Source organism: Variovorax sp. PEI5 (assembly GCF_056679935.1).
The window spans coordinates 924,699-943,785 of sequence record NZ_CM155257.1 but is presented as its reverse complement, the minus strand read 5'-3'; the positions used below and the strand labels follow the sequence as shown (position 1 = coordinate 943,785).

Below are 19,087 nucleotides of genomic sequence, written 5' to 3'. Positions count from 1 at the left end.
ACTGGTGCCTGATCAATCAGGCCACTCAGGTTCTGCCGACTTCGAATCCGGCAAAGCCTGTGATTATAGCGTCTTTGTCGTAGCGATTTTCTCTACGACCCATCCCGCGGCGCACTGGCCGAAGGTCGCCGTCACGCTGACCACGGAACCATAGCCACTGCAGTTCAGGGTGCCGTCGCCGTCGACCGCGCACGACGCGTCCGGTGGGGCCACGCTTTCGCGACTGAAGACGCAGGCCACGCCCATCTTCTTGCCATCGCGCGGTGCGCCATGCTCCTTGCGCAGACGATGACGCAATTGCGCCAGCAACGGGTCGTGCGTGGCGACCGACAGATCGTCGATCTCCACACGATGCGCGAGGCGCTTGCCGCCCGCGGCACCCACCGTCACGAAGGCCGGGGAGCGCCGACCCCGGCTCCACGCGCTCATCGCGAGTTTGGCCTTCGGCTGGTCGCAGGCATCGATCACGGCATCGATCGGACCTTGCGCCTCCTGCGCCGAGGCGATCAATGCCAGCCAGTTGCCGGGCTCGACGAAGTCGTCGACGGCGAACACCCGGCAGGCGGGATTGATGTCCGCGATGCGCTCGCGCATGGCTTCGATCTTCGACTTGCCGAGCGTCGATGCCAGGGCATGGATCTGCCGGTTGATGTTGGACTCGGAGATGTGATCGAGGTCGATCAATGTCAGTCGCTCGACGCCGCAGCGCGCCAGCGCCTCGACGCTCCAGGATCCCACACCACCGATGCCGACCACCACCACGTGCGCGCCTCGGATGGCGGCGGCGCCGGCAACGCCGTAGAGACGTTCCAGGCCGCCGAAACGACGCGCCGTGACGGCGTCGGCGGTGGATGCCGCGATGGTGGATGTGTCCATGGTCATGTCGGCGACGCTTCCATCACGATCCACCCACGGTGCATCGGACGGCCGCGCGACCATCCGTTCACTTGAGGCGCGACAGACGCTCGCGACCCGCCTGGGCCGCTTCGGATTGCGGATAGGCCTTGGTCAGGTCCTCCAATGTCCGGCGTGCGGCCCGGTTGTCCTTCAGCTCGATCTGGCAATTGGCGATCGACAGCACCGCCTCGGGTGCCTTCGCATGATCGGGCGCCAGCGACAGCATGGAGCGGAAATTGGCGATGGCCTCGTTGTAGTTGCGCGTCGCGTATTGCGCATTGCCCAGCCAGAACAGCGCCGAGGCGTTGTATCCGCTCTGCGGATAGCGCTTCACGAAGTCCGCGAAGGCCGTCTGCGCCTGCGCGAACTGGCCGGTGCGGAACACGCCGAGGGCCGCGTCGAACTCGGCCTTCTCGCGCGGATCGGCGGTGAATTCGCGTCCATCGACCGTGATCTTGGAAGGCTCTGTCTTGCGCAGCCGTTCGTCGACATCGGTCTGGCGCTGCTGCACCTCGGACAGGGAACGCGTGAGCTGTTCGTTCTGTCCGGTCATGCGCGCCAGGTCGCCCCGCATCGCCTCGATCTGCGTCTGCAGGTCGAGCAGGCTGCGGCGCAACTGGGCGTTCTCGTCGGTCAGGCGCTGCTCGGTCTGGATACGCTGGGCCTCGACGCGCTGGCGCAGTTCCAGGATCGCGCGCCGCGCATCGTCGTCCTCGAAGAGCGCGGCGTTCGCGCCCAGCGAGACGCAGAAGAGCGCGGCAGCCAGGGCGCCACGTTTCCAGCTCAAGGGAGTGCCGTACATCATCAACGGTAGGTGATCTCGGCGCGGCGGTTCTGGGCCCACGAGGATTCGCCGCCGCCCGTGACGGCCGGCTTTTCCTTGCCGAAGCTGACGGCCTCGATCTGGCCGTCGTTGACGCCGAGCAGCGTCAGGGCGCGACGCACGGCTTCCGAGCGCTTCTGGCCGAGCGCCAGGTTGTATTCACGGCCACCACGATCGTCGGTGTGCCCCTCGATGGACACGCGGCGCTGCGAATTCGCCTTCAGGAAACGTGCATGACCGTCGAGCAGCGACTGGAACTCGGGCTTCACCGTGTAGCTGTCGTAATCGAAGTACACGATGCGCGCGATGCCCACCGGGCCGGCCGCATTCTGCGCGTTGGGATCGATGGTGACAGGTGCCACACCGCTAGCGGCGCCGCCACTGCCGCTGCCCTGGCCGGCCATGCCGCCGGTGCGGTCCACCACCGGCGTGTCGTTGAGCTTGGTGCCCGACGAACATCCGGCGATGAGGGCCACGATGGCCAGCGAATAGATCGTACGTTTCAACATTTCGAACTCCTCTAATGAATCATTGCTTTTGGAACGGACCCCAGTCCGGCTCGCGGATGTCGCCGGCCTGCCCTGCGAGTCGGGCCTTGATCTTGCCATCGAGCGTGGTGGTCATCAGGGCTTCGCGCCCCTGGAGCTGCGTCGCGTAGACGATCAACCTGCTGTTGGGCGCGAAGCTCGGATTCTCGTCGGCGCCGGTCTCGGTGATGGCGGTCACGTTGCCCGTCGCCAACTCCATGACGTGGAGTTTGAAGGCTCCGCCGACGCGCGAGATGTAGGCCAACCACCGGCCGTCGCCGCTGATGGAAGGCGAGATGTTGTAAGTGCCTGTGAACGTGACGCGCGTCGGGGTGCCGCCGCTGCTGCCCATCTTGTAGATCTGGGGCGCGCCGCCCCGGTCGCTGACGAAATAGATGGTGCTGCCGTCGGCCGAGAAGACCGGCTCGGTGTCGATGCTGTTGCTCTGCGTCAGGCGGCGCGGCTCGCCGCCGCCGGCCGGGATGGTGTAGAGCTGGGAGCCGCCATCGCGGCTGAGGGTCACGGCCAGCGAATTGCCATCCGGAGCCCAGGCCGGCGCGCTGTTGGAGCCGCGGAAGTTGGCCAGCAGCCGGCGCTGTCCGCTGGCCACGTTGTGGACATAGACCACCGGCTTGCGCGACTCGAAGGACACGTAGGCGAGCTGGCCGCCATTGGACGACCAGACCGGCGAGATGATCGGCTCCGGGCTGGCCAGGGCGGCCTGCGAGTTCTCGCCGTCGGCGTCGGCGACCCACAGGTTGTAGCGGCCGCCGTTCTTGGTGACATAGGCGATGCGCGTCGAGAAGATGCCCTTCTCGCCGGTCAGCTTCTCGTAGACGTAGTCGGCGATCCGATGCGAGGCCAGGCGCAGGTCGCCCTGCGGCACGGTGTAGCTCTGGCCGCCGAGATCCTGGCCACGGACCACGTCCCAGAGGCGGAAGCGCACGTCGTAGCGGCCGTCGGCGAGCCGGTTGACGCTGCCCACCACCAGCGAATCGGCCGTGCGCTGGCGCCACAGGGTCAGATCGGGACGTGAGGACTCGTCGAGCGCCTGGCCCGAGGCATCGACGCCGCGGAACTGGCCGCTGCGCTCCAGGTCGGCCTGGACGATGGTGGAGATCTTCTGCGGCGAGGCGTCCTGGCCCTTGAAGGGTGCCAGGGCGATGGGCAGTTGCGTCAGCCCGACGCCGGAGACCTCGACCCGGAACTGGGCGAATGTCGGGATGAACGGCGATGCCGCCAGTCCGGCGACCAGGCCACGGCGGGCGAAGAACGATGAAGGAAGGGTGCGGGAGAGATCGGGCAGCGGCTTGTTCATGCGGTTCGGAGAGGTTTCCGGCAACAAAGTTTCGCCGGTCGGAAGCAGGCGACATGGTACACACCGCCCGCCGCGTTTTTCGCGCCGGCCTCCGCGCCGGGTCGCCCGGGTCGGCCGGCGCGGTGAGCCCGGGAGGCGCGACACGCGCCCTTAGAATCCGCCGCCATGTCTCCTTCCCCCCCTGGCGACGCCGCGCGGCCTCCCCTGACCCGCCGACTCGCCCGCCTGATGACCTGGTTCGGAGGCTCGCGACGCTGGTGGGCGCTCGCGCTGGGTGCCGCCCTCCTCGCCGGCATCACCGAGCCGCTGATGCCGGCCCTGCTCAAGCCCCTGCTCGACCGTGGCTTCACGCGCGGCCAGCTGGCACTGTGGATGGTGCCGGCCGCCATCGTCGGCCTGTTCGCGGTGCGCGGACTGGCGCAGTTCGTCTCGCAATACGCGCTGGCGCGCATCGCCAACGAGGGCATGCAGCGCCTGCGGCGCAAGCTGTTCGAGCGCCTGCTGGCGGCGGAACTGGCGCTGTTCTCGCGCCAGTCGGCCAGCACCCTGTCGAACACGGTCGTCTACGAGGTGCAGACCGGCGCCATGCTGCTGGTGCAGGCGCTGCTGGGACTCTCGCGCGACGGTTTCACCCTGGTCGCGCTGCTGGGCTACCTGATCTACCTGAACTGGAAGCTGACGTTGATCGTCGGCCTGCTGGTCCCGGGCGTGGCCTGGATCATGAAGGTGCTGTCCAAGCGCCTCTATCACCTGACCCGGCTCGGCCAGACCGCCACCGACGACCTCGCCTACGTCGTCGAGGAGAACGTGCTGGCCCACCGCGTGGTGCGCCTGCATGGCGCCGAGACCGCGCAGGCCGAACGCTTCGAGCAGCTCAGCCGCACGCTCAACCGGCTGGCGGTCAAGTCGACCATCGCCTCGGCCGCCATGACGCCGCTGACGCAGCTGCTGGCGGCGGTGGCGCTGTCGGTGGTGGTCATGATCGCGCTCTGGCAGAGCAACGAGCAGGGCCTGACGGTGGGCGGTTTCGTCGCCTACATCACGGCCATGCTGATGCTGATCGCGCCGATCCGCCGGCTCGCCGACATGGCCAACCCGATCACGCGCGGACTGGCGGCGCTCGAGCGCGGCCTGGCTCTGGTCGACGACGTGCCGTCCGAGGCCGAGGGCGGCTTCGCGCTCGACCGCGCCCGCGGCCACGTCGAACTGCGCGCCGTGCGGGTGCGCTATCGCGGCGAGGACGAGGCCCATGCGCTCGACGGCGTCGACCTGGAGATCGCGCCGGGCGAGATCGTGGCCTTCGTCGGCCCGTCCGGATCGGGCAAGAGCACGCTGGTCAACCTGCTGCCGCGCTTCGTCCTGCCGAGCGCGGGCGAGTTGCGCCTCGACGGTCATGCCCTGCCCGAGTGGCGCCTGGCGAGCCTGCGCGCCCAGTTCGCCATGGTCAGCCAGGATGTCGTGATGCTCAACGACACCCTGGCGGCCAACGTCGCGCTGGGCGCGGCCGTCGATCGCGGGCGCGTCGAACGCTGCATCGCCGCGGCCAACCTGGCCGATCACGTGGCCGGACTGCCGCAGGGCATCGACACCGTGCTCGGCCACAATGCGACCCAGCTCTCGGGCGGCCAACGCCAGCGCCTGGCGATCGCCCGCGCGCTCTACAAGGACGCGCCGGTGCTGCTGCTCGACGAGGCGACCTCGGCGCTCGACACCGAGTCCGAGCGCCTGGTGCACGACGCGCTGCAGCGCCTGATGCAGGGCCGCACCACGCTCATCGTCGCGCATCGCCTGAGCACCATCCAGCATGCCGACCGCATCGTCGTGATGGAGCGCGGCCGCATCGCCGAACAGGGCTCCCACGCCCAGCTGATGGCCCTCGACGGCCTGTATGCGCGACTGCAGAACAACGCCGTGCGCGTCACCCCGCCCGGCCAGACACCGACGCTATAAAAGCGCGCGGGAGCCACCGTGAGACGTTGCGCAACGGGCTCGGCCCGGCCGCCGGCGTCGCCCCCGGACGGAGGTGGGCGCTGCGACACGAAGTGCGCCAGCCTGGGGGCGAGTCAGAGCAACACGATGTCGAACTGCCCCTGCCCCATCGCCGGCTCCGACTGCAGCGAGATCGGCTTGCCGATGAAATCGCTCAGGCCGGCCAGGTGCTGGCTCTCCTCGTCGAGCAGCAACTCGATCACCTGCGGCGCGGCGACGATGCGGAACTCGCGCGGCGTGAACTGCCGGGCCTCGCGCAGGATCTCGCGCATGACGTCGTAGGCGGCGCTGCGCGCGGTCTTGACGATGCCCTGGCCGCCGCACGCCACGCAGGGTTCGCACAGCATGTGGGCCAGCGATTCGCGGGTGCGCTTGCGCGTCATCTCCACCAGGCCGAGCGGCGAGAAGCCGCCCGCGCTGGTCTTCACGCGATCGCGCGCGAGCTGCTTGCGGAACTCGGCCAGGACCTGCTCGCGATGGTGCTCGCGCGACATGTCGATGAAGTCGACGATGACGATGCCGCCCAGGTTGCGCAGCCGGAGCTGGCGCGCGATGGCCTGCGCGGCCTCCAGGTTGGTCTTGTAGATGGTGTCGTCGAAGTTGCGTGCGCCGACGAAGCCGCCGGTGTTGACGTCGATGGTGGTCAACGCCTCGGTCTGGTCGACCACCAGGTAGCCGCCCGACTTCAGGTCGACCCGCCGGCCGAGCGCCTTGACGATCTCCTCGTCGATCGAACAGAGGTCGAAGATCGGCCGCTCGCCCTGGTAGAGCTGCAGCCGCGCCACCGCCTGCGGCATGAACTCGGCGCCGAAGGCCCGCAGCAGCTCGAACTGCTCGCGCGAATCGATGCGGATGGTCTGCGTCTCCTCGGTGGTCAGGTCGCGCAGCACGCGCTGCAGCAGGCTCAAGTCCTGGTGCAGCAGCGACACCGGTGGCAGCCGCATCGAGCGCTCGCGGATGCGCGACCAGGTCTTGCGCAGGTAGGCGATGTCCTCGGCCAGCTCGGCATCGCTGGAGTCCTCGCCGTTGGTGCGCAGGATGAAGCCGCCGGTGGGACCGGGCGGCGCGCCGGGATGTTCGGCCGCCGCGGCCGCCTCGATCAGCACCTGCAGGCGCGCGCGCAGCGCGTCGCGCAGGTCGCCAGGGATCTTCTGCGAGACGCCGATGTGGTTGTCCTGCGGCAGGAACACCAGCAGCCGTCCGGCGATGCTGATCTGGGTCGACAGGCGCGCGCCCTTGGTGCCGATCGGGTCCTTGATCACCTGCACCAGCAGCGCCTGGCCCTCGAAGACCTGCTTCTCGATCGGCACCACGCTGGTCGCCTGGCCCCGGTGGTCGCGCTCGGGCACCTGCGTCGAGGCCCGCGAGCCCGGCGTGAAGGGCGCGACGATGTCGGCCACGTGCAGGAACGCGGTGCGCTCCAGGCCGATGTCGATGAAGGCCGACTGCATGCCGGGCAGCACGCGCGAGACCTTGCCGAGATAGACATTGCCGACCAGCCCGCGCTCCAGCGTGCGCTCGACATGCAGTTCCTGCACCGCGCCGTGTTCGACCAGCGCGACGCGGGTTTCCTGGGGCGACCAGTTGATCAGGATGTCTTGCATGGTGTGGGCATGGAGGCGATCAGGTCGTGAGACCGGCCTGCCGGAGCAGCTGCGCGGTCTCGTGGAGAGGCAGGCCCATGATGCCCGAATGGGAACCGGCGATGTGTTCGATGAAGGCGCCGGCGCGACCCTGGATCGCATAGGCGCCGGCCTTGCCCATCGGCTCGCCGCTGGCGGCATAGGCGGCGATGTCGGCCGCCGGCAATGCCGCGAAGCGCACGCGCGAGACCTGCAGCGCCGCGTGGCGCGCCGCGCCGTGCTGCAGCGCCACGGCGGTCAGCACGCGATGCGTGGTGCCCGCCAGACGCGCCAGCATGCGCCGCGCGTCCTCCTCGTCGGCCGGCTTGCCGAGGATGTCGCGGCCGAGCGCGACGGTGGTGTCGGCGCACAGGATGGGCGCCGCCGGCAGGCCCAGGCGGCGATGGCGTTCGACCGCGGCATCCAGCTTCAGCGCCGTCACGCGACGCACATAGGCGCTGGGCGACTCGCCGGGGCGACCCGCCTCGAGCGCCTCGGCGTCCTCGTCGGGCCCGGCCAGCAGCAGTTCGTGGCGCACGCCCAGCTGCGCGAGCAGCTGCGCGCGACGCGGGCTTTGCGAGGCGAGGTAGATGTACGTCACGGAGGTGGGTTCCAGGAGGGGCGGACGGTGGGCGGACGGTGGGCAGATGACGGGCCGACGGCCATCGGGACCGGCGGCCGGGACGCGGCGTCCCCGGCCCTATTCGCGGTGATACGGATGGCCGGCATTGACCGACCAGGCGCGGTAGAGCTGTTCGACCAGCAGCACGCGCGCCATCGCATGGGGCAGGGTCAGGTCCGACAGGCGGATGCGTTCGTGCGCGGCGGCCTTGAATGCCGGGTCCAGGCCGTCGGGACCGCCGATGACCAGCGCCACGTCGTCGCCCTCGCCCTGCCAGGCCTGCAGGCGCGCGGCCAGGGCCTTGGTGGTGAGCGCGGTGCCGCGTTCATCGAGGGCCACGATGCGCATGTTGCGGGCGATGGCGCCCTCGATGCGCTCGCGCTCGGCGGCGTAGAGGGTGTCCAGCGTCTTGGAGCCGCGCGGCTCCGTCTTGACGGCACGCAGTTCCAGCTTGAGCTCGGGCGGGAAGCGCTTGGCGTAGTCGTCCCAGGCGGTCTGCGCCCAGTCGGGCATGCGCTGCCCGACCGCGACCACCAGCAGTCTCATGGATTGCGTGGGGCGGTCTTGCGGGCCGCCGTCTTGCGCGGCGCGGCGCTGCGCGGTGCCGCCGTCTTCTTGGCCGGCGCCTTGCGCGCGGCCGGCTTGCCGATGACCTTGACCGGCGTCTTCACCGGGGTGGCCGTCGCGGCGGCGGACTTGGGCGCGCGCTTGGCGGGCGCGGCGGTCTTGCCGGCCGGCGCGCTCGCGGCCGTCGATCCGGTGGCGGTCTTGCGGGCCGCCGTCTTGCGGGCCGCCGGACGGGCGCGCTCGGACTTCTCCGCCTTCTCGGCCTTGGCCAGCTGCTCGGCCTCGCGGATGGCGGTCTTGGCGGCGCTGGCGCGACGCAGGGTCTTGGCCGCGGCGGGCTGCTTCTTCTCGGGCATGGCGGCCTCGGCCTGGGCGCCGGCGGGCTTGGCGGCGCCGAGCTTCAGGCGCACCGGCTTGTCGCCCCAGATCTCTTCCAGGTGGTAGTACTGGCGGATCGCGGGCTGCATGATGTGCGCGACCGCGGCGCCGCAGTCCACGATGATCCACTCGCCGTTGTCCTCGCCTTCGGTGCGCGGCTTGGGAAAGCCGGCCTCGCGCACGGCGTCGCGCACGCTGGCGGCGAGCGCCTTGGTCTGGCGGTTGGACGTGCCCGAGGCGACGATCACGCGCTCGAACAGCGGCGACAGATGCTCGGTGTCGAAAACCTGGATGTCCTGCGCCTTGACGTCTTCGAGCCCGTCGATGATGGCTCGCTGGAGCTTGTGGGTGTCTTTTTTGGCGGCGGCTTCAGTGGTCATCAGGCAGGGGCGTAGAGGTGGTGTTGTTCAATATAGCGTTCAACCGCGGGCGGAACCAGACCGGTGATGCGCTGGTGCCGCGCCAGGCGCGCCCGGATGTCGGTGGCGCTGGTCGCCGCCGGAGGGAGTTCGAGCGATTCGAAGCGGGCTCCCGCAGGCGGTTCGGGCAATGTCGCGGGATCGAAACGCGACGCCGTGCGCATGACGGCATCCATCGACCCGGCCGCGAGGGCGGAGGGGGCGGATTCTAGTCGCTCGGCGACGCACACGACGGCGACCGAGAGAATCTCGCGCCAGCCATGCCAGCCCGGCAGGGCGCGGGCCTGGTCGCTGCCCATGACCAGCACCAGCTCGGCACCGGGCTGCTCGGCGTGCAGTTCCTGCAGCGTGTCGAGGGTGTAGGTGGGGCCCTCGCGCCGCGTCTCGCGGGGGTCGACGACGACACCGGGAATGCCCCCGAAGGCCAGCTCGGCCATCGCGATGCGATGCGCCGCGGCACTCAGGACGCGCGCCTTGTGCCATGAATGCCCGGTCGGGAAGACGCGCAGCTCGTCCAGGTCGCGCTGGGCCAGCGCCGCCCGCGCCAGCGCGACGTGGGTCACGTGCGGCGGATCGAAGGCACCGCCGAAGACGCCCACGCGGCGCTTGCTCATGCCCATTCGCGCCGCACGATGAAATCGGTGTAGAGCGCCGCCTCGGGCGTGCCGGGCGCCGGCGCGCTGCCGTAGGACCAGCTCGCCAAGGGCGGCATCGACATCAGGATCGACTCGGTCCGGCCGCCGGACTGCAGGCCGAAGTGCGTGCCACGGTCCCAGACCAGGTTGAATTCGACATAGCGGCCCCGCCGGTAGAGCTGGAAGCCGCGCTCGCGCTCGCCATGGGGCGTGTCGCGGCGGCGCTCGACGATCGGCAGGTAGGCCGGCAGCAGCGCGTCGCCGACCGCGCGCAGCAGTCCGAAGCTGTTCTCGAAGCCGAGCTCCGAGAAATCGTCGAAGAAGATGCCGCCGACGCCGCGCTGCTCGTTGCGGTGGCGCAGGAAGAAATACTCGTCGCACCAGGTCTTGAAGCGCGGGTACTTGTCGGCGCCGAAGGGCGCCAGCGCATCGCGGCAGGTGCGATGGAAGTGCGAGGCGTCCTCCTCGAAGCCGTAGATCGGCGTGAGGTCGAGCCCGCCGCCGAACCAGCAGACCGGCGCGCCCTCCGCCGGCAGCGCCGCGAGCATGCGCACGTTCATGTGCACGATCGGCACGTAGGGATTGCGCGGGTGGAAGACCAGCGACACGCCCATCGCCTCGAAGGGCGCGCCGGCGAGTTCGGGCCGGTGCTGCGTCGCCGATGGCGGCAGCCGGGGACCGCGCACCTGCGAGAAGCCGCAGCCCGCGCGCTCGAACAGCGTGCCGCCCTCGAGGATGCAGGTCAGGCCGCTGCCCTGCAGCGGCTCGCCGGGCGGCTTCACCCAGGCATCGCGCACGGCCGTCGCGCCATCGGCGGCCTCGACCGCGTCCACGATGCGCTGCTGCAGGCCGCGCAGGTAATCGCCGACGGCGCCCGGATCGGCCTGCATCAGCCGTTGCCGCGGGCCTGGAGCGCGCGAAAGCCGATGTCGCGGCGGTACTGCACGCCGTCGAACTGGATGCGCGCGGCGACCTCGTAGGCCCGCTGCTGCGCCAGGCGCACGTTGTCTGCCAGCACCGTCACGCACAGCACGCGGCCGCCGCTGGTCTTGAGCTCGCCATCCTCGAGCGTGGTGCCGGCATGGAAGACCACCGCGTCGGGGGCCTCGGGCGGCAGGTCGCGGATGCGGTCGCCCTTGCGGGGCGCGAGCGGATAGCCTTCCGCGGCGAGCACCACGCCCAGGGCGACGCGGCGGTCCCACTGCAGGTCGACGGTGTCGAGCGTGCCATCGGTGGCGTGCCAGAACAGCTCGAACAGGTCGGACTTGAGCCGCATCATGATCGGCTGCGTCTCGGGGTCGCCCATGCGGCAGTTGAATTCCAGCGTCTTCGGATGCCCGGTCGCATCGATCATGAGACCGGCATAGAGGAAGCCGGTGAACGGGATGCCGTCCTTCTCCATGCCGCGCACGGTCGGCAGGATGATCTCGCGCATGGCGCGGGCATGGACCTCGGCGGTCACCACCGGCGCGGGCGAATAGGCGCCCATGCCGCCGGTGTTGGGGCCCTGGTCGCCGGCCAGCAGGCGCTTGTGGTCCTGGCTGGTCGCCAGCGCGGTCACGTTGCGGCCGTCGCACAGGACGATGAAGCTGGCTTCCTCGCCCTGCAGGAATTCCTCGATGACGACGCGCGGCACGGCCTGGCCATCGGCGCCGGCGTTGTGCGCGACGCCGAACTTGTTGTCCACCAGCATGAAGTCGATGGCGTCGTGCGCTTCCTGCAGGGTCATCGCCACCACCACGCCCTTGCCGGCGGCCAGGCCGTCGGCCTTCACGACGATCGGGGCGCCCTGGGCATCGACATAGGCGTGGGCGGCCGCGGCGTCGGTGAAGGCCTCGTACGCGGCCGTCGGGATGCGGTGGCGCTTCATGAAGGCCTTGGAGAAGGCCTTCGAGCTTTCCAGCTGCGCCGCCGCCCGGGTCGGGCCGAAGATGCGCAGGCCATGGGCGCGGAACTCGTCCACCACCCCCGCGGCCAGCGGACCTTCCGGACCGACCACGGTCAGCGCGATCCGCTCCTGCTGCGCCCACTCGCGCAATGCGACGACATCGGTGATGTCGACGTTCTCGAAGCGCCGGTCGAGCGCGGTGCCGCCGTTGCCCGGCGCCAGATAGAGGCGGGAGACGCGCTCGGACTGCGACAGCCGCCACGCCAGGGCATGTTCGCGGCCGCCGCCGCCGATCACCAGGACTTTCATGCGTCGCTCCCCGTCACTGCGAAATCGACGCGTTGTGGAAGACGTCCTGGACGTCGTCCAGGTCCTCGATCACGTCGAGCAGGCGCTGCATGCGCGCGCCCTCCTCGCCCGCGAGCTCGATGGTGTTCTCCGCCCGCATGGTCACCTCGGCCAGCTCGGCCGTCAGGCCGGCGGCCTCGAGGGCGTTCTTGACGGCCTCGAAGTCGGCCACGGCGGTCAGGACCTCGATGGCGCCATCCTCACCCGTGACGACGTCCTCGGCACCGGCCTCGAGCGCCACTTCCATGACCCGGTCCTCGTCGGTGCCGGGCGCGTAGATGATCTGGCCGCAATGCTTGAACTGGAAGGACACCGAACCCTCGGTGCCCATGTTGCCGCCGTACTTGCTGAAGGCGTGGCGCACCTCGGCCACGGTGCGCACCCGGTTGTCGGTCATGGTGTCGACGATGATCGCCGCGCCGCCGATGCCATAGCCCTCGTAGCGGATCTCCTCGTAGCTCACGCCTTCAAGGTTGCCGGTGGCCTTGTCGATGTTGCGCTTGACGGTGTCGGCCGGCAGGTTGACGGCCTTCGCCTTCTCGACGGCCAGGCGCAGGCGCGGGTTGGCGCTCAGGTCGCCGCCACCGGTGCGCGCGGCCACCGTGATCTCGCGGATGGCACGGGTCCAGAGCTTGCCCCGCTTCTCGTCCTGGCGTCCCTTCCGGTGCTGGATGTTCGCCCATTTGCTGTGTCCGGCCATGGCTCTCTCTTCTCGCTGTCGTGTGTTTCTAAACCTGGGGGCGAGTTTACTGTCCGGCCCGGGACGCGCCGGGCTCATCATCCAGGTCCGGGCGCATTGGAGATAATCCGCCGGCCATGACCGCGAAGCGGTGTCGGCCGTCCGCCGATTCGTCGGGCGACGCCGCCCGATCCAGCGCGGATTCTTGATCCACAAGCAAAACCCGTTCCGCGGGAAGGAATCACCATGTCCATGCAGGAGCCGAAATGAGTGCACGCGATCTCATGCTGCCGCCATTGCGCATCGAGCGGCTGTCGCTGACCGATGGCCTGGCCCTGTCGGCGCGCGGCGCGGCGCCTTTCGGCGGCCTGGGCTACGGCACGCCCGACGACCTGCCCTGGATGCCGAAGGTGAACGCGCAGGTGCTCTCCGGGCACGGCCCCATGGCCGACATCTGGCACGCCGAGGGCGCGGTGCGATCGGGCATGACCGGCGTGGTGCGCTGGCGCACCGACGGCCACTGGGTGCTCGGCGCCATCGACCTCGACGAGGCGACCACACACCACGGCCTGGCCCGGCTGTCCGAGCTGGCCTATCACGACCTGTTCCAGACGCTCGAGGACACCGGCTGCCCGCACCTGCAGCGCATCTGGAACTACCTGCCCCAGATCAACGGCGACGGCGGCGGCATGGAGCGCTACCGCCAGTTCAACATGGGTCGCCAGCAGGCCTTCATCGACGCCGGCCAGGCCGCGTTCGACGGCGCCCCGGCGGCCTGCGCGCTGGGCATCCGCCAGGGCTCGCTGTGCATCCGCTTCCTCGCCGGCCAGGTGGCGCCGGTGCCGGTGGAGAACCCGCGCCAGGTCTCGGCCTACCGCTATCCGGAGACCTACGGGCCGCGCGCGCCGACCTTCTCGCGCGCCGCCCTGGCCGCGCTCGGCGGCGGCGACATCGCCTTGTTCATCTCCGGCACCGCCAGCATCGTCGGCCACGAGACGGTCCACCTGGGCGACGTGCGCGCGCAGACGCACGAGACCCTGCGCAACCTGGCCGCCGTGATCGCGGCCGCCAACGCGCGCACCAGCGCGGTCTTCGAGCTGTCGCGGCTCGAGGCGGTGGTCTACGTGCGCCACGTGAGCGATGCGCCGATCGTGCGCGAGGTGCTCGACGAGGTGCTGGGCCCCGATGCGCACACCGTGCGGCAGGCGGTCTACCTCGAAGCCGACATCTGCCGCCAGGACCTGCTGGTGGAGATCGAGGCCCACGCCGCCGCGCCCGGCACGCTGGGCGCGTCATGATCGCCCGGTGCGCCCGCGCATCGGCGCGGCGATCCGGCCCGGCGTCCCCATGACCCCTGCGATGCGAGTGCTGCGCCAGTCGGCCCGCCTGCTCCTGACGGTGCCGCTCTACCTGCTGCTGCTCGCGCTGGGCGTGGTGTCGCTGGGCTGGAACGTGATCGCCCTGGTGCTGCGGCCCGCGCTGTCGCCCGCGCGCGGACGCGCGCTCGGCCGCTGGATCATCGCCTTCGCCTACCGCGTCTTCTGGGCCACGGCCACGCTCTGCGGGGTGATGCGGATCGACACGCGCTGCCTCGACGCCCTGCGCGACGAGCGCGGCCTGATCCTGGCGGCCAACCACCCGACCATGCTCGATGCCCTGCTGATGGTGGCCCGCCTGCCGCGCAGCGCCTGCATCATGAAGGCCGGCCTGACCCGCAACGTGTTCCTCGGCGCCGGCGCCCGGCTGGCGCAGTACATCAGCAACGACTCGGCGCACAGCATGGTGCGCCTGGCCGTGGAGGACCTGCGCCGTGGCGGCCAGCTGGTGATCTTCCCCGAGGCCACGCGCACCACCGACGTCCCGGTGAATCCGTTCCGCCCTGGGGTGACGCTGATCGCCAAGCTGGCGCAGGCGCCGATCCAGACCGTCTTCATCGAGACCGACTCGCCCTACCTCGGCAAGGGCTGGCCGCTCTGGCGCGTGCCGCCCCTGCCCCTGGTCTTCACCCTGCGGCTCGGCCAGCGCTTCGCCCCGGCCCAGGACAGCGCGGCGCTGCTCCAGCAGGTCGAACACTATTTCCGTCACTCCATGGAAGCGCGCCCCCCAGAAGCGCAGCCCGAATGCCAGTCTCTTCGCGTACCCACCTCGTTCTGATCCCGAGCTACAACACCGGCGAACGTCTGTTCGCCACCGTGCGCGAGGCGCGGGCGCAATGGGACCCGGTCTGGGTCGTGATCGACGGCAGCACCGATGGCACCGGAGAACGCATGCGTCAGCTGGCCGGGACGGACTCCGGCCTGCGGGTGCTGGTCCTGGACCGGAACCAGGGCAAGGGCGCCGCCGTGCTCCAGGGCCTGCGCCAGGCGCACGAGGCCGGCTTCACGCATGCGCTCACCATGGACTCCGACGGCCAGCATCCGGCCGCGCTGATCCCCGACTTCATGCGGCTCTCGCAGGCCCGCCCCGACGCCATGGTGCTCGGCCGGCCGATCTTCGACGCCAGCGCGCCGCTGCTGCGGGTGCGTGGACGCAAGCTCTCCAACGGCTGGGCGCACATCGAGACGCTGTGGGCCGGGGTCGGCGATTCGCTCTACGGATTCCGGACCTATCCGATCGAGGCGCTCATCGACGTCATGCAGCGCCAGCCCTGGATGCGCCGCTTCGACTTCGATCCCGAGGCCGTGGTCCGCCTGGTCTGGAACGGCGTGAAACCGCTCAATGTCGACGCGCCGGTCAAGTACCTGAGCGCGGCCGAGGGCGGGGTCTCGCACTTCAACTACCTGCGCGACAACGTCCTGCTGAGCTGGATGCATGCCCGCCTGATGGCCGAGTTCGTGCTGCGACTGCCGCTGCTGGCCTGGCGGCGCCTGCGCCGGCTGCCGCCCTTCCAGCCTTGAACGCCACCCACCCCTCCTGGGTGGCGGAGATCGCGCTGCGCATGCGGCGGCACTTCGTGCTCAAGCTGGCCGGCACCACCGCCTTCACGGCCCTGTTCTTCGTCGCCTATTTCCACCTGCTGCGCCACCCCAATGGCGAGGTGACGACGATGCCGCTGATCTTCCTGGACCACTGGATCGCCTTCCAGCCGGAGGCGCTGTTCGCCTATCTCTCGCTGTGGCTGTATGTCGGCTTCGGTCCGGGCCTGCAGCGCAACCTCGCGGCGCTGGTGGCCTATGCGGCCTGGATCGTCGCGATGTGCGCCGCCGGACTGCTGCTGTTCTATCTCTGGCCGACGACCGTGCCGCCGCTGGGCTTCGACGCTTCGGGCTTCCCGGGCTTCGCGCTGCTGCAGGGCGTCGATGCCGCCGGCAACGCCTGCCCGTCGATGCATGTGGCCGCGGCGATGTTCACGGCGGTCCGTCTGGCCGAGATCCTGCGCCGGGCCGGGACGCCCCGGGTCCTGCGGGTCCTGAATGTGCTCTGGTTCGCCGCCATCGCCTGGTCGACCCTGGCGACGCGCCAGCATGTCGCGCTCGATGCGCTGGCCGGCGCGCTGCTGGGCCTGGCCTTCGCCGTGCCGTCGATGCGCTGGCGCCCCGGCGACGCCACGGTGCCCGGGAGGCCACGGCGCCCCGGGCCATCGATATCATCGAATCCGGCTCAAAAAACGGAACAACACACATCATGAGTTCGCTGAAGGCACTGCAGGACCTCATCCACGAGAAATACGACATCCCGATGTCCGAACTCGACCCCGACGCATCCATGCGCGACAAGGGGTTGGACTCCCTCGCGCTGGCCGAATTCATCTTCGCCGTCGAGGACCACTTCCATGTCGTCGTGCCCGACGACGATCCATCGATCATGTCGCTGGGTGGCCTGGCGGCGGTGGTCGACCGGCTGCTGATCGAGAAGGCGGAGAAGGCCGGGAAAGCGGACAAGGCTGGAAAAGCGGCGCCCTCGGACCGGGCCGCGCCGGTCGATGGCGGGGCCGCCGCCGATGCCCCGGCGGTCGTGGTCGATGCCGGCGGGCGCGGTGCCGCGAACGACGGCGACGCCAAGGAAACCAAGACGTCGAGCCCGGCATGACGCCGCGCGATGCGGTCGCCGTGACCGGCCTGGGCGTCGCCGCGCCGCATGGCGACGACCCCGTCGCGCTGTTCGAGGCGCTGATGCGCGGCGAATCGGCCCTGCGACCGGTGTTCGAGGCCGAACTGCCCAAGCCCGCCGCCGCCGCGACGGTCGACTTCGACGTCCGGCGCTGGTTCACCAAGCTGCAGTTGCCCGGCGTCGACCGCGTCAGCCAGCTGGCGGTCGCGGCCTCCAGCCTGGCGCTGGCCGATGCCGGCCTGCCACCGGGCGCGCCGCACGACATCGATGCCACGCGCATCGGCGTCTTCGTGGGGTGCGGCATGGGCGGCGCCACCGCCCTGGAGACCGCCTACCGGGGCGGCGCGCGCGTGCCGCCACTGACCATTCCCGCCTTCATGCCCAACGCGCCCGCCGCGCAGGTCGCCCTGCGACACGGCGTGCAGGGACCGGTGCTGACCTATTCGGTGGCCTGCGCGTCGTCCTCCATCGCCATCGCCGAGGCCGCCAAGGCGGTGCGCTGCGGCGAGGTCGACGTGGCCATCGCCGGCGGCGCCGAGGCCCTGATCGTGCCGGGCGTGGTGCTGGCCTGGCAGGCGATGCAGACGCTGGCGACCTTCGCCCCGGGAGAGGCCGCGCGCGCGGTGCGCCCGTTCGCGGCCGAGCGCAGCGGCTTCGCGCTCGGCGAGGGCGCGGCATTCCTGGTGCTGGAATCCGCCACGCGCGCGGCCGGCCGTGGCGCCCGCAGCTATGCCACGCTGGCCGGCTGGGGCGCGAGCTGCGATGCCACTCACCTCACCAAGCCCGATGCCGGGGGCCAGGCCCGCGCGCTGCGCGCCGCGCTGGCGGCCGCCGGCCTGCGCCCCGGCGACGTCGGCTACTGCAATGCCCATGGCACCGCCACGCGCATCGGCGACGCGGTGGAGGCCGAGGCCCTGGCCCAGGTCTGGGGCGCCGACCTGGAGCGGCTGCGGGTGAGCTCCACCAAGGCGCTGCATGGCCACCTGCTGGGAGCGGCCGGCGCCCTCGAAGCCGTCATCACCGTGCTGGCCCTGCATCGCGGCGAACTGCCGCCCAATGCCCATGCCGGGGCGGCCGATCCCGCCCTGCCCCTGAACCTGGTGCTCGACGACGGCCATGCCGCGCCCGGACTCCAGGCCGCGATCAGCAGCTCCTTCGCCTTCGGCGGCAGCAATTCGGTGCTGGCGTTCACCCGGCCCGCATGAGCGACCGGCCGGCCGGCGCATCCCCACCGGCGGGTCGCGCCGGACGCCCCGCCGGCGGTGGCACCACCGCGCGCGCGATGCTGGCGATCGCCGGCCTGCTGCTCGCCGACGCCAGCGCCGCGGCCGATCCGGCGCCGGCGCCGGTCGCGCGCTGCATCGCCACGGCCTCGACCCCGGCGCCGCCCCGCGCCGTCGCCATGGCGGCGGCGGCCATCGAGGAGCACACGCTGTTCGGGCGGCAGGCCCTGGATGTCGAAGGCCGGCTGGTCCGCGCCGGCGCCTCGGAGGCCGAAGCCGGATTCCCGGGCCGCCGGTCGGTCTTCGCGACGGCGCCCTGGCAGCGCGTGCTCGCCTACTGGCGGGCGGTGGGCGACGACGAGGACGATGGCGCCGGGCTGCCTGACCAGGTGCGCTTCGGCGCGCTGCGACCGGCATCGCGCCGCCTGCTCGGCCAGGCGCTGGATCAGGCCGCGGCGCCGCGCCTGCGGGGTCTGGGCGCCGCGCCGGGCCAGGGCCTCGAATCCTCGGAGCTGCGTGCCCTCGGCGCCGCGCTCGATCGCGTCGCCGTCATGGACACGCCCTGGTCGGCCGCCTTCGTCAGCTGGCTGGCGCGCACGGCCGGCCTGGGCGCCGGCGAGTTCGTCTTCTCGGAAGCCCATGTCGACTATGCCGGCGCCGCCTGGCAGGCCGGCGCGGACGAGAACGCCGGCCGGCCGGTGCGCCACGCCCTGCGGGCCTGCGACATCACGACGACGCCGCCGCGCGTCGGTGACCTGATCTGCCAGACCCGCAGCGCCGGCGCCGGACTCGACCAGTTCGAGACCCTGGGCCGCGTGCTGGCCGAGCGGCCGACCGGCGGACGCGCCGTGCCGATGCACTGCGATGTCGTAACCGCCGTGGACGACTCGGGTTTCGACGCCGTGGGCGGCAACGTGCTGCAGTCGGTCACCCTGCGCCGCCTGGCCTTCGCCCCGGGCACGCACAGGCTCGATCCGAGTTACCTGATGGCGGAATGCACATCCGGCGTCGGGGCCTGCATCGACCGCCACATGAGCCATCAGCCCTGGTCCCTGCTCCTGCAGTGGCGCTGAGCCGGCATCGGCCGCCGGATGCGGCCGAC

General features: G+C 70.8%; 20 protein-coding genes. 8 read left to right on the top strand and 12 right to left on the bottom strand.

Annotated elements, in window-relative coordinates:
• Positions 1-63: 63 nt before the first annotated feature.
• The 4 genes from AC1MLT_RS04365 to tolB all read right to left on the bottom strand — a co-directional run bounded on the left by AC1MLT_RS04365 (position 64) and on the right by tolB (position 3,565).
• Positions 64-876, bottom strand: coding sequence for a tRNA threonylcarbamoyladenosine dehydratase (locus tag AC1MLT_RS04365; protein WP_481034054.1), 813 nt, complete (start codon positions 874-876; stop codon positions 64-66).
• A gap of 67 nt (positions 877-943) precedes the next feature.
• Positions 944-1,702, bottom strand: coding sequence for a tol-pal system protein YbgF (gene ybgF, locus AC1MLT_RS04360; protein WP_481034053.1), 759 nt, complete (start codon positions 1,700-1,702; stop codon positions 944-946).
• Entirely contained in the window at positions 1,702-2,229 is a 528-nt protein-coding gene (pal, locus tag AC1MLT_RS04355; RefSeq protein ID WP_481034052.1) for a peptidoglycan-associated lipoprotein Pal, read from the bottom strand. The genes ybgF and pal overlap by 1 nt, the downstream gene beginning before the upstream one ends.
• 19 nt (positions 2,230-2,248) lie before the next feature.
• Positions 2,249-3,565 carry a Tol-Pal system beta propeller repeat protein TolB gene (gene tolB, locus AC1MLT_RS04350; RefSeq protein ID WP_481034051.1) on the bottom strand — a complete coding sequence of 439 codons (1,317 nt, stop codon included), beginning with the start codon at positions 3,563-3,565 and terminating at the stop codon, positions 2,249-2,251.
• A gap of 165 nt (positions 3,566-3,730) precedes the next feature.
• Here tolB and msbA point away from each other — a divergent pair, with 165 nt between their 5' ends.
• Complete coding sequence (gene msbA, locus AC1MLT_RS04345; protein ID WP_481034050.1) at positions 3,731-5,515, top strand: lipid A export permease/ATP-binding protein MsbA; 1,785 nt, start codon at positions 3,731-3,733, stop codon at positions 5,513-5,515.
• Between the two features lie 113 nt (positions 5,516-5,628).
• On the opposite strand, the gene rng is transcribed toward msbA, so the two are convergent.
• The 8 genes from rng to AC1MLT_RS04305 all read right to left on the bottom strand — a co-directional run bounded on the left by rng (position 5,629) and on the right by AC1MLT_RS04305 (position 12,733).
• A complete protein-coding gene (gene rng / locus AC1MLT_RS04340) occupies positions 5,629-7,158 on the bottom strand; it encodes a ribonuclease G (protein ID WP_481034049.1) in 1,530 nt (509 codons plus the stop codon).
• A 19-nt stretch (positions 7,159-7,177) separates the two neighbouring features.
• A complete protein-coding gene (locus AC1MLT_RS04335) occupies positions 7,178-7,777 on the bottom strand; it encodes a Maf family protein (protein ID WP_481034048.1) in 600 nt (199 codons plus the stop codon).
• Positions 7,778-7,876: 99 nt separating this feature from the next.
• Positions 7,877-8,344, bottom strand: a complete 468-nt coding sequence (rlmH, locus tag AC1MLT_RS04330; RefSeq protein WP_481034047.1) for a 23S rRNA (pseudouridine(1915)-N(3))-methyltransferase RlmH — start codon at positions 8,342-8,344, stop codon at positions 7,877-7,879.
• Positions 8,341-9,123 (bottom strand): ribosome silencing factor, encoded by a 783-nt coding sequence (gene rsfS / locus AC1MLT_RS04325; protein WP_481034046.1) that lies wholly within the window; start codon positions 9,121-9,123, stop codon positions 8,341-8,343. The genes rlmH and rsfS overlap by 4 nt, the downstream gene beginning before the upstream one ends.
• Positions 9,123-9,776, bottom strand: coding sequence for a nicotinate (nicotinamide) nucleotide adenylyltransferase (nadD, locus tag AC1MLT_RS04320; protein ID WP_481034045.1), 654 nt, complete (start codon positions 9,774-9,776; stop codon positions 9,123-9,125). The genes rsfS and nadD overlap by 1 nt, the downstream gene beginning before the upstream one ends.
• A complete protein-coding gene (hemF, locus tag AC1MLT_RS04315) occupies positions 9,773-10,687 on the bottom strand; it encodes an oxygen-dependent coproporphyrinogen oxidase (RefSeq protein ID WP_481034044.1) in 915 nt (304 codons plus the stop codon). Before hemF ends, nadD begins: the two co-directional genes overlap by 4 nt.
• Positions 10,687-11,994, bottom strand: coding sequence for a phosphoribosylamine--glycine ligase (purD, locus tag AC1MLT_RS04310; RefSeq protein ID WP_481034043.1), 1,308 nt, complete (start codon positions 11,992-11,994; stop codon positions 10,687-10,689). Before purD ends, hemF begins: the two co-directional genes overlap by 1 nt.
• A 13-nt stretch (positions 11,995-12,007) precedes the next feature.
• A complete protein-coding gene (locus AC1MLT_RS04305; RefSeq protein WP_481034042.1) occupies positions 12,008-12,733 on the bottom strand; it encodes a YebC/PmpR family DNA-binding transcriptional regulator in 726 nt (241 codons plus the stop codon).
• Positions 12,734-12,978: 245 nt separating this feature from the next.
• Between AC1MLT_RS04305 and AC1MLT_RS04300 the strand changes: the two genes are divergently transcribed.
• Genes AC1MLT_RS04300 through AC1MLT_RS04270 form a run of 7 tightly spaced genes read left to right on the top strand, consistent with a single transcriptional unit; the run spans position 12,979 to position 19,058 of the window.
• Positions 12,979-14,010: a chorismate transformation FkbO/Hyg5 family protein gene (locus tag AC1MLT_RS04300; protein ID WP_481034041.1), complete on the top strand. Its 1,032-nt coding sequence runs from the start codon at positions 12,979-12,981 to the stop codon at positions 14,008-14,010.
• 49 nt (positions 14,011-14,059) lie between these two features.
• Positions 14,060-14,866 (top strand): lysophospholipid acyltransferase family protein, encoded by an 807-nt coding sequence (locus AC1MLT_RS04295; RefSeq protein WP_481034040.1) that lies wholly within the window; start codon positions 14,060-14,062, stop codon positions 14,864-14,866.
• Positions 14,833-15,609: a glycosyltransferase family 2 protein gene (locus tag AC1MLT_RS04290; protein WP_481034039.1), complete on the top strand. Its 777-nt coding sequence runs from the start codon at positions 14,833-14,835 to the stop codon at positions 15,607-15,609. The genes AC1MLT_RS04295 and AC1MLT_RS04290 overlap by 34 nt, the downstream gene beginning before the upstream one ends.
• Positions 15,606-16,340: a phosphatase PAP2 family protein gene (locus tag AC1MLT_RS04285; protein WP_481034038.1), complete on the top strand. Its 735-nt coding sequence runs from the start codon at positions 15,606-15,608 to the stop codon at positions 16,338-16,340. Before AC1MLT_RS04290 ends, AC1MLT_RS04285 begins: the two co-directional genes overlap by 4 nt.
• Positions 16,337-16,741: an acyl carrier protein gene (locus AC1MLT_RS04280; RefSeq protein WP_481034037.1), complete on the top strand. Its 405-nt coding sequence runs from the start codon at positions 16,337-16,339 to the stop codon at positions 16,739-16,741. The genes AC1MLT_RS04285 and AC1MLT_RS04280 overlap by 4 nt, the downstream gene beginning before the upstream one ends.
• Entirely contained in the window at positions 16,738-17,967 is a 1,230-nt protein-coding gene (locus AC1MLT_RS04275; RefSeq protein WP_481034036.1) for a beta-ketoacyl-[acyl-carrier-protein] synthase family protein, read from the top strand. The genes AC1MLT_RS04280 and AC1MLT_RS04275 overlap by 4 nt, the downstream gene beginning before the upstream one ends.
• A complete protein-coding gene (locus AC1MLT_RS04270; RefSeq protein WP_481034035.1) occupies positions 17,964-19,058 on the top strand; it encodes a DUF2272 domain-containing protein in 1,095 nt (364 codons plus the stop codon). The genes AC1MLT_RS04275 and AC1MLT_RS04270 overlap by 4 nt, the downstream gene beginning before the upstream one ends.
• Positions 19,059-19,087 lie beyond the last annotated feature (29 nt).

What these genes read in the sequence shown, in the direction of transcription:
- AC1MLT_RS04365 (WP_481034054.1), bottom strand. Translation starts at nt 876, where the DNA reads ATGGACACATCCACCATCGCGGCATCCACCGCCGACGCCGTCACGGCG.
- ybgF (WP_481034053.1), bottom strand. Translation starts at nt 1,702, where the DNA reads ATGATGTACGGCACTCCCTTGAGCTGGAAACGTGGCGCCCTGGCTGCC.
- pal (WP_481034052.1), bottom strand. Translation starts at nt 2,229, where the DNA reads ATGTTGAAACGTACGATCTATTCGCTGGCCATCGTGGCCCTCATCGCC.
- tolB (WP_481034051.1), bottom strand. Translation starts at nt 3,565, where the DNA reads ATGAACAAGCCGCTGCCCGATCTCTCCCGCACCCTTCCTTCATCGTTC.
- msbA (WP_481034050.1), top strand. Translation starts at nt 3,731, where the DNA reads ATGTCTCCTTCCCCCCCTGGCGACGCCGCGCGGCCTCCCCTGACCCGC.
- rng (WP_481034049.1), bottom strand. Translation starts at nt 7,158, where the DNA reads ATGCAAGACATCCTGATCAACTGGTCGCCCCAGGAAACCCGCGTCGCG.
- rlmH (WP_481034047.1), bottom strand. Translation starts at nt 8,344, where the DNA reads ATGAGACTGCTGGTGGTCGCGGTCGGGCAGCGCATGCCCGACTGGGCG.
- rsfS (WP_481034046.1), bottom strand. Translation starts at nt 9,123, where the DNA reads ATGACCACTGAAGCCGCCGCCAAAAAAGACACCCACAAGCTCCAGCGA.
- nadD (WP_481034045.1), bottom strand. Translation starts at nt 9,776, where the DNA reads ATGAGCAAGCGCCGCGTGGGCGTCTTCGGCGGTGCCTTCGATCCGCCG.
- hemF (WP_481034044.1), bottom strand. Translation starts at nt 10,687, where the DNA reads ATGCAGGCCGATCCGGGCGCCGTCGGCGATTACCTGCGCGGCCTGCAG.
- purD (WP_481034043.1), bottom strand. Translation starts at nt 11,994, where the DNA reads ATGAAAGTCCTGGTGATCGGCGGCGGCGGCCGCGAACATGCCCTGGCG.
- AC1MLT_RS04305 (WP_481034042.1), bottom strand. Translation starts at nt 12,733, where the DNA reads ATGGCCGGACACAGCAAATGGGCGAACATCCAGCACCGGAAGGGACGC.
- AC1MLT_RS04300 (WP_481034041.1), top strand. Translation starts at nt 12,979, where the DNA reads ATGAGTGCACGCGATCTCATGCTGCCGCCATTGCGCATCGAGCGGCTG.
- AC1MLT_RS04295 (WP_481034040.1), top strand. Translation starts at nt 14,060, where the DNA reads ATGACCCCTGCGATGCGAGTGCTGCGCCAGTCGGCCCGCCTGCTCCTG.
- AC1MLT_RS04290 (WP_481034039.1), top strand. Translation starts at nt 14,833, where the DNA reads ATGCCAGTCTCTTCGCGTACCCACCTCGTTCTGATCCCGAGCTACAAC.
- AC1MLT_RS04280 (WP_481034037.1), top strand. Translation starts at nt 16,337, where the DNA reads ATGAGTTCGCTGAAGGCACTGCAGGACCTCATCCACGAGAAATACGAC.
- AC1MLT_RS04275 (WP_481034036.1), top strand. Translation starts at nt 16,738, where the DNA reads ATGACGCCGCGCGATGCGGTCGCCGTGACCGGCCTGGGCGTCGCCGCG.
- AC1MLT_RS04270 (WP_481034035.1), top strand. Translation starts at nt 17,964, where the DNA reads ATGAGCGACCGGCCGGCCGGCGCATCCCCACCGGCGGGTCGCGCCGGA.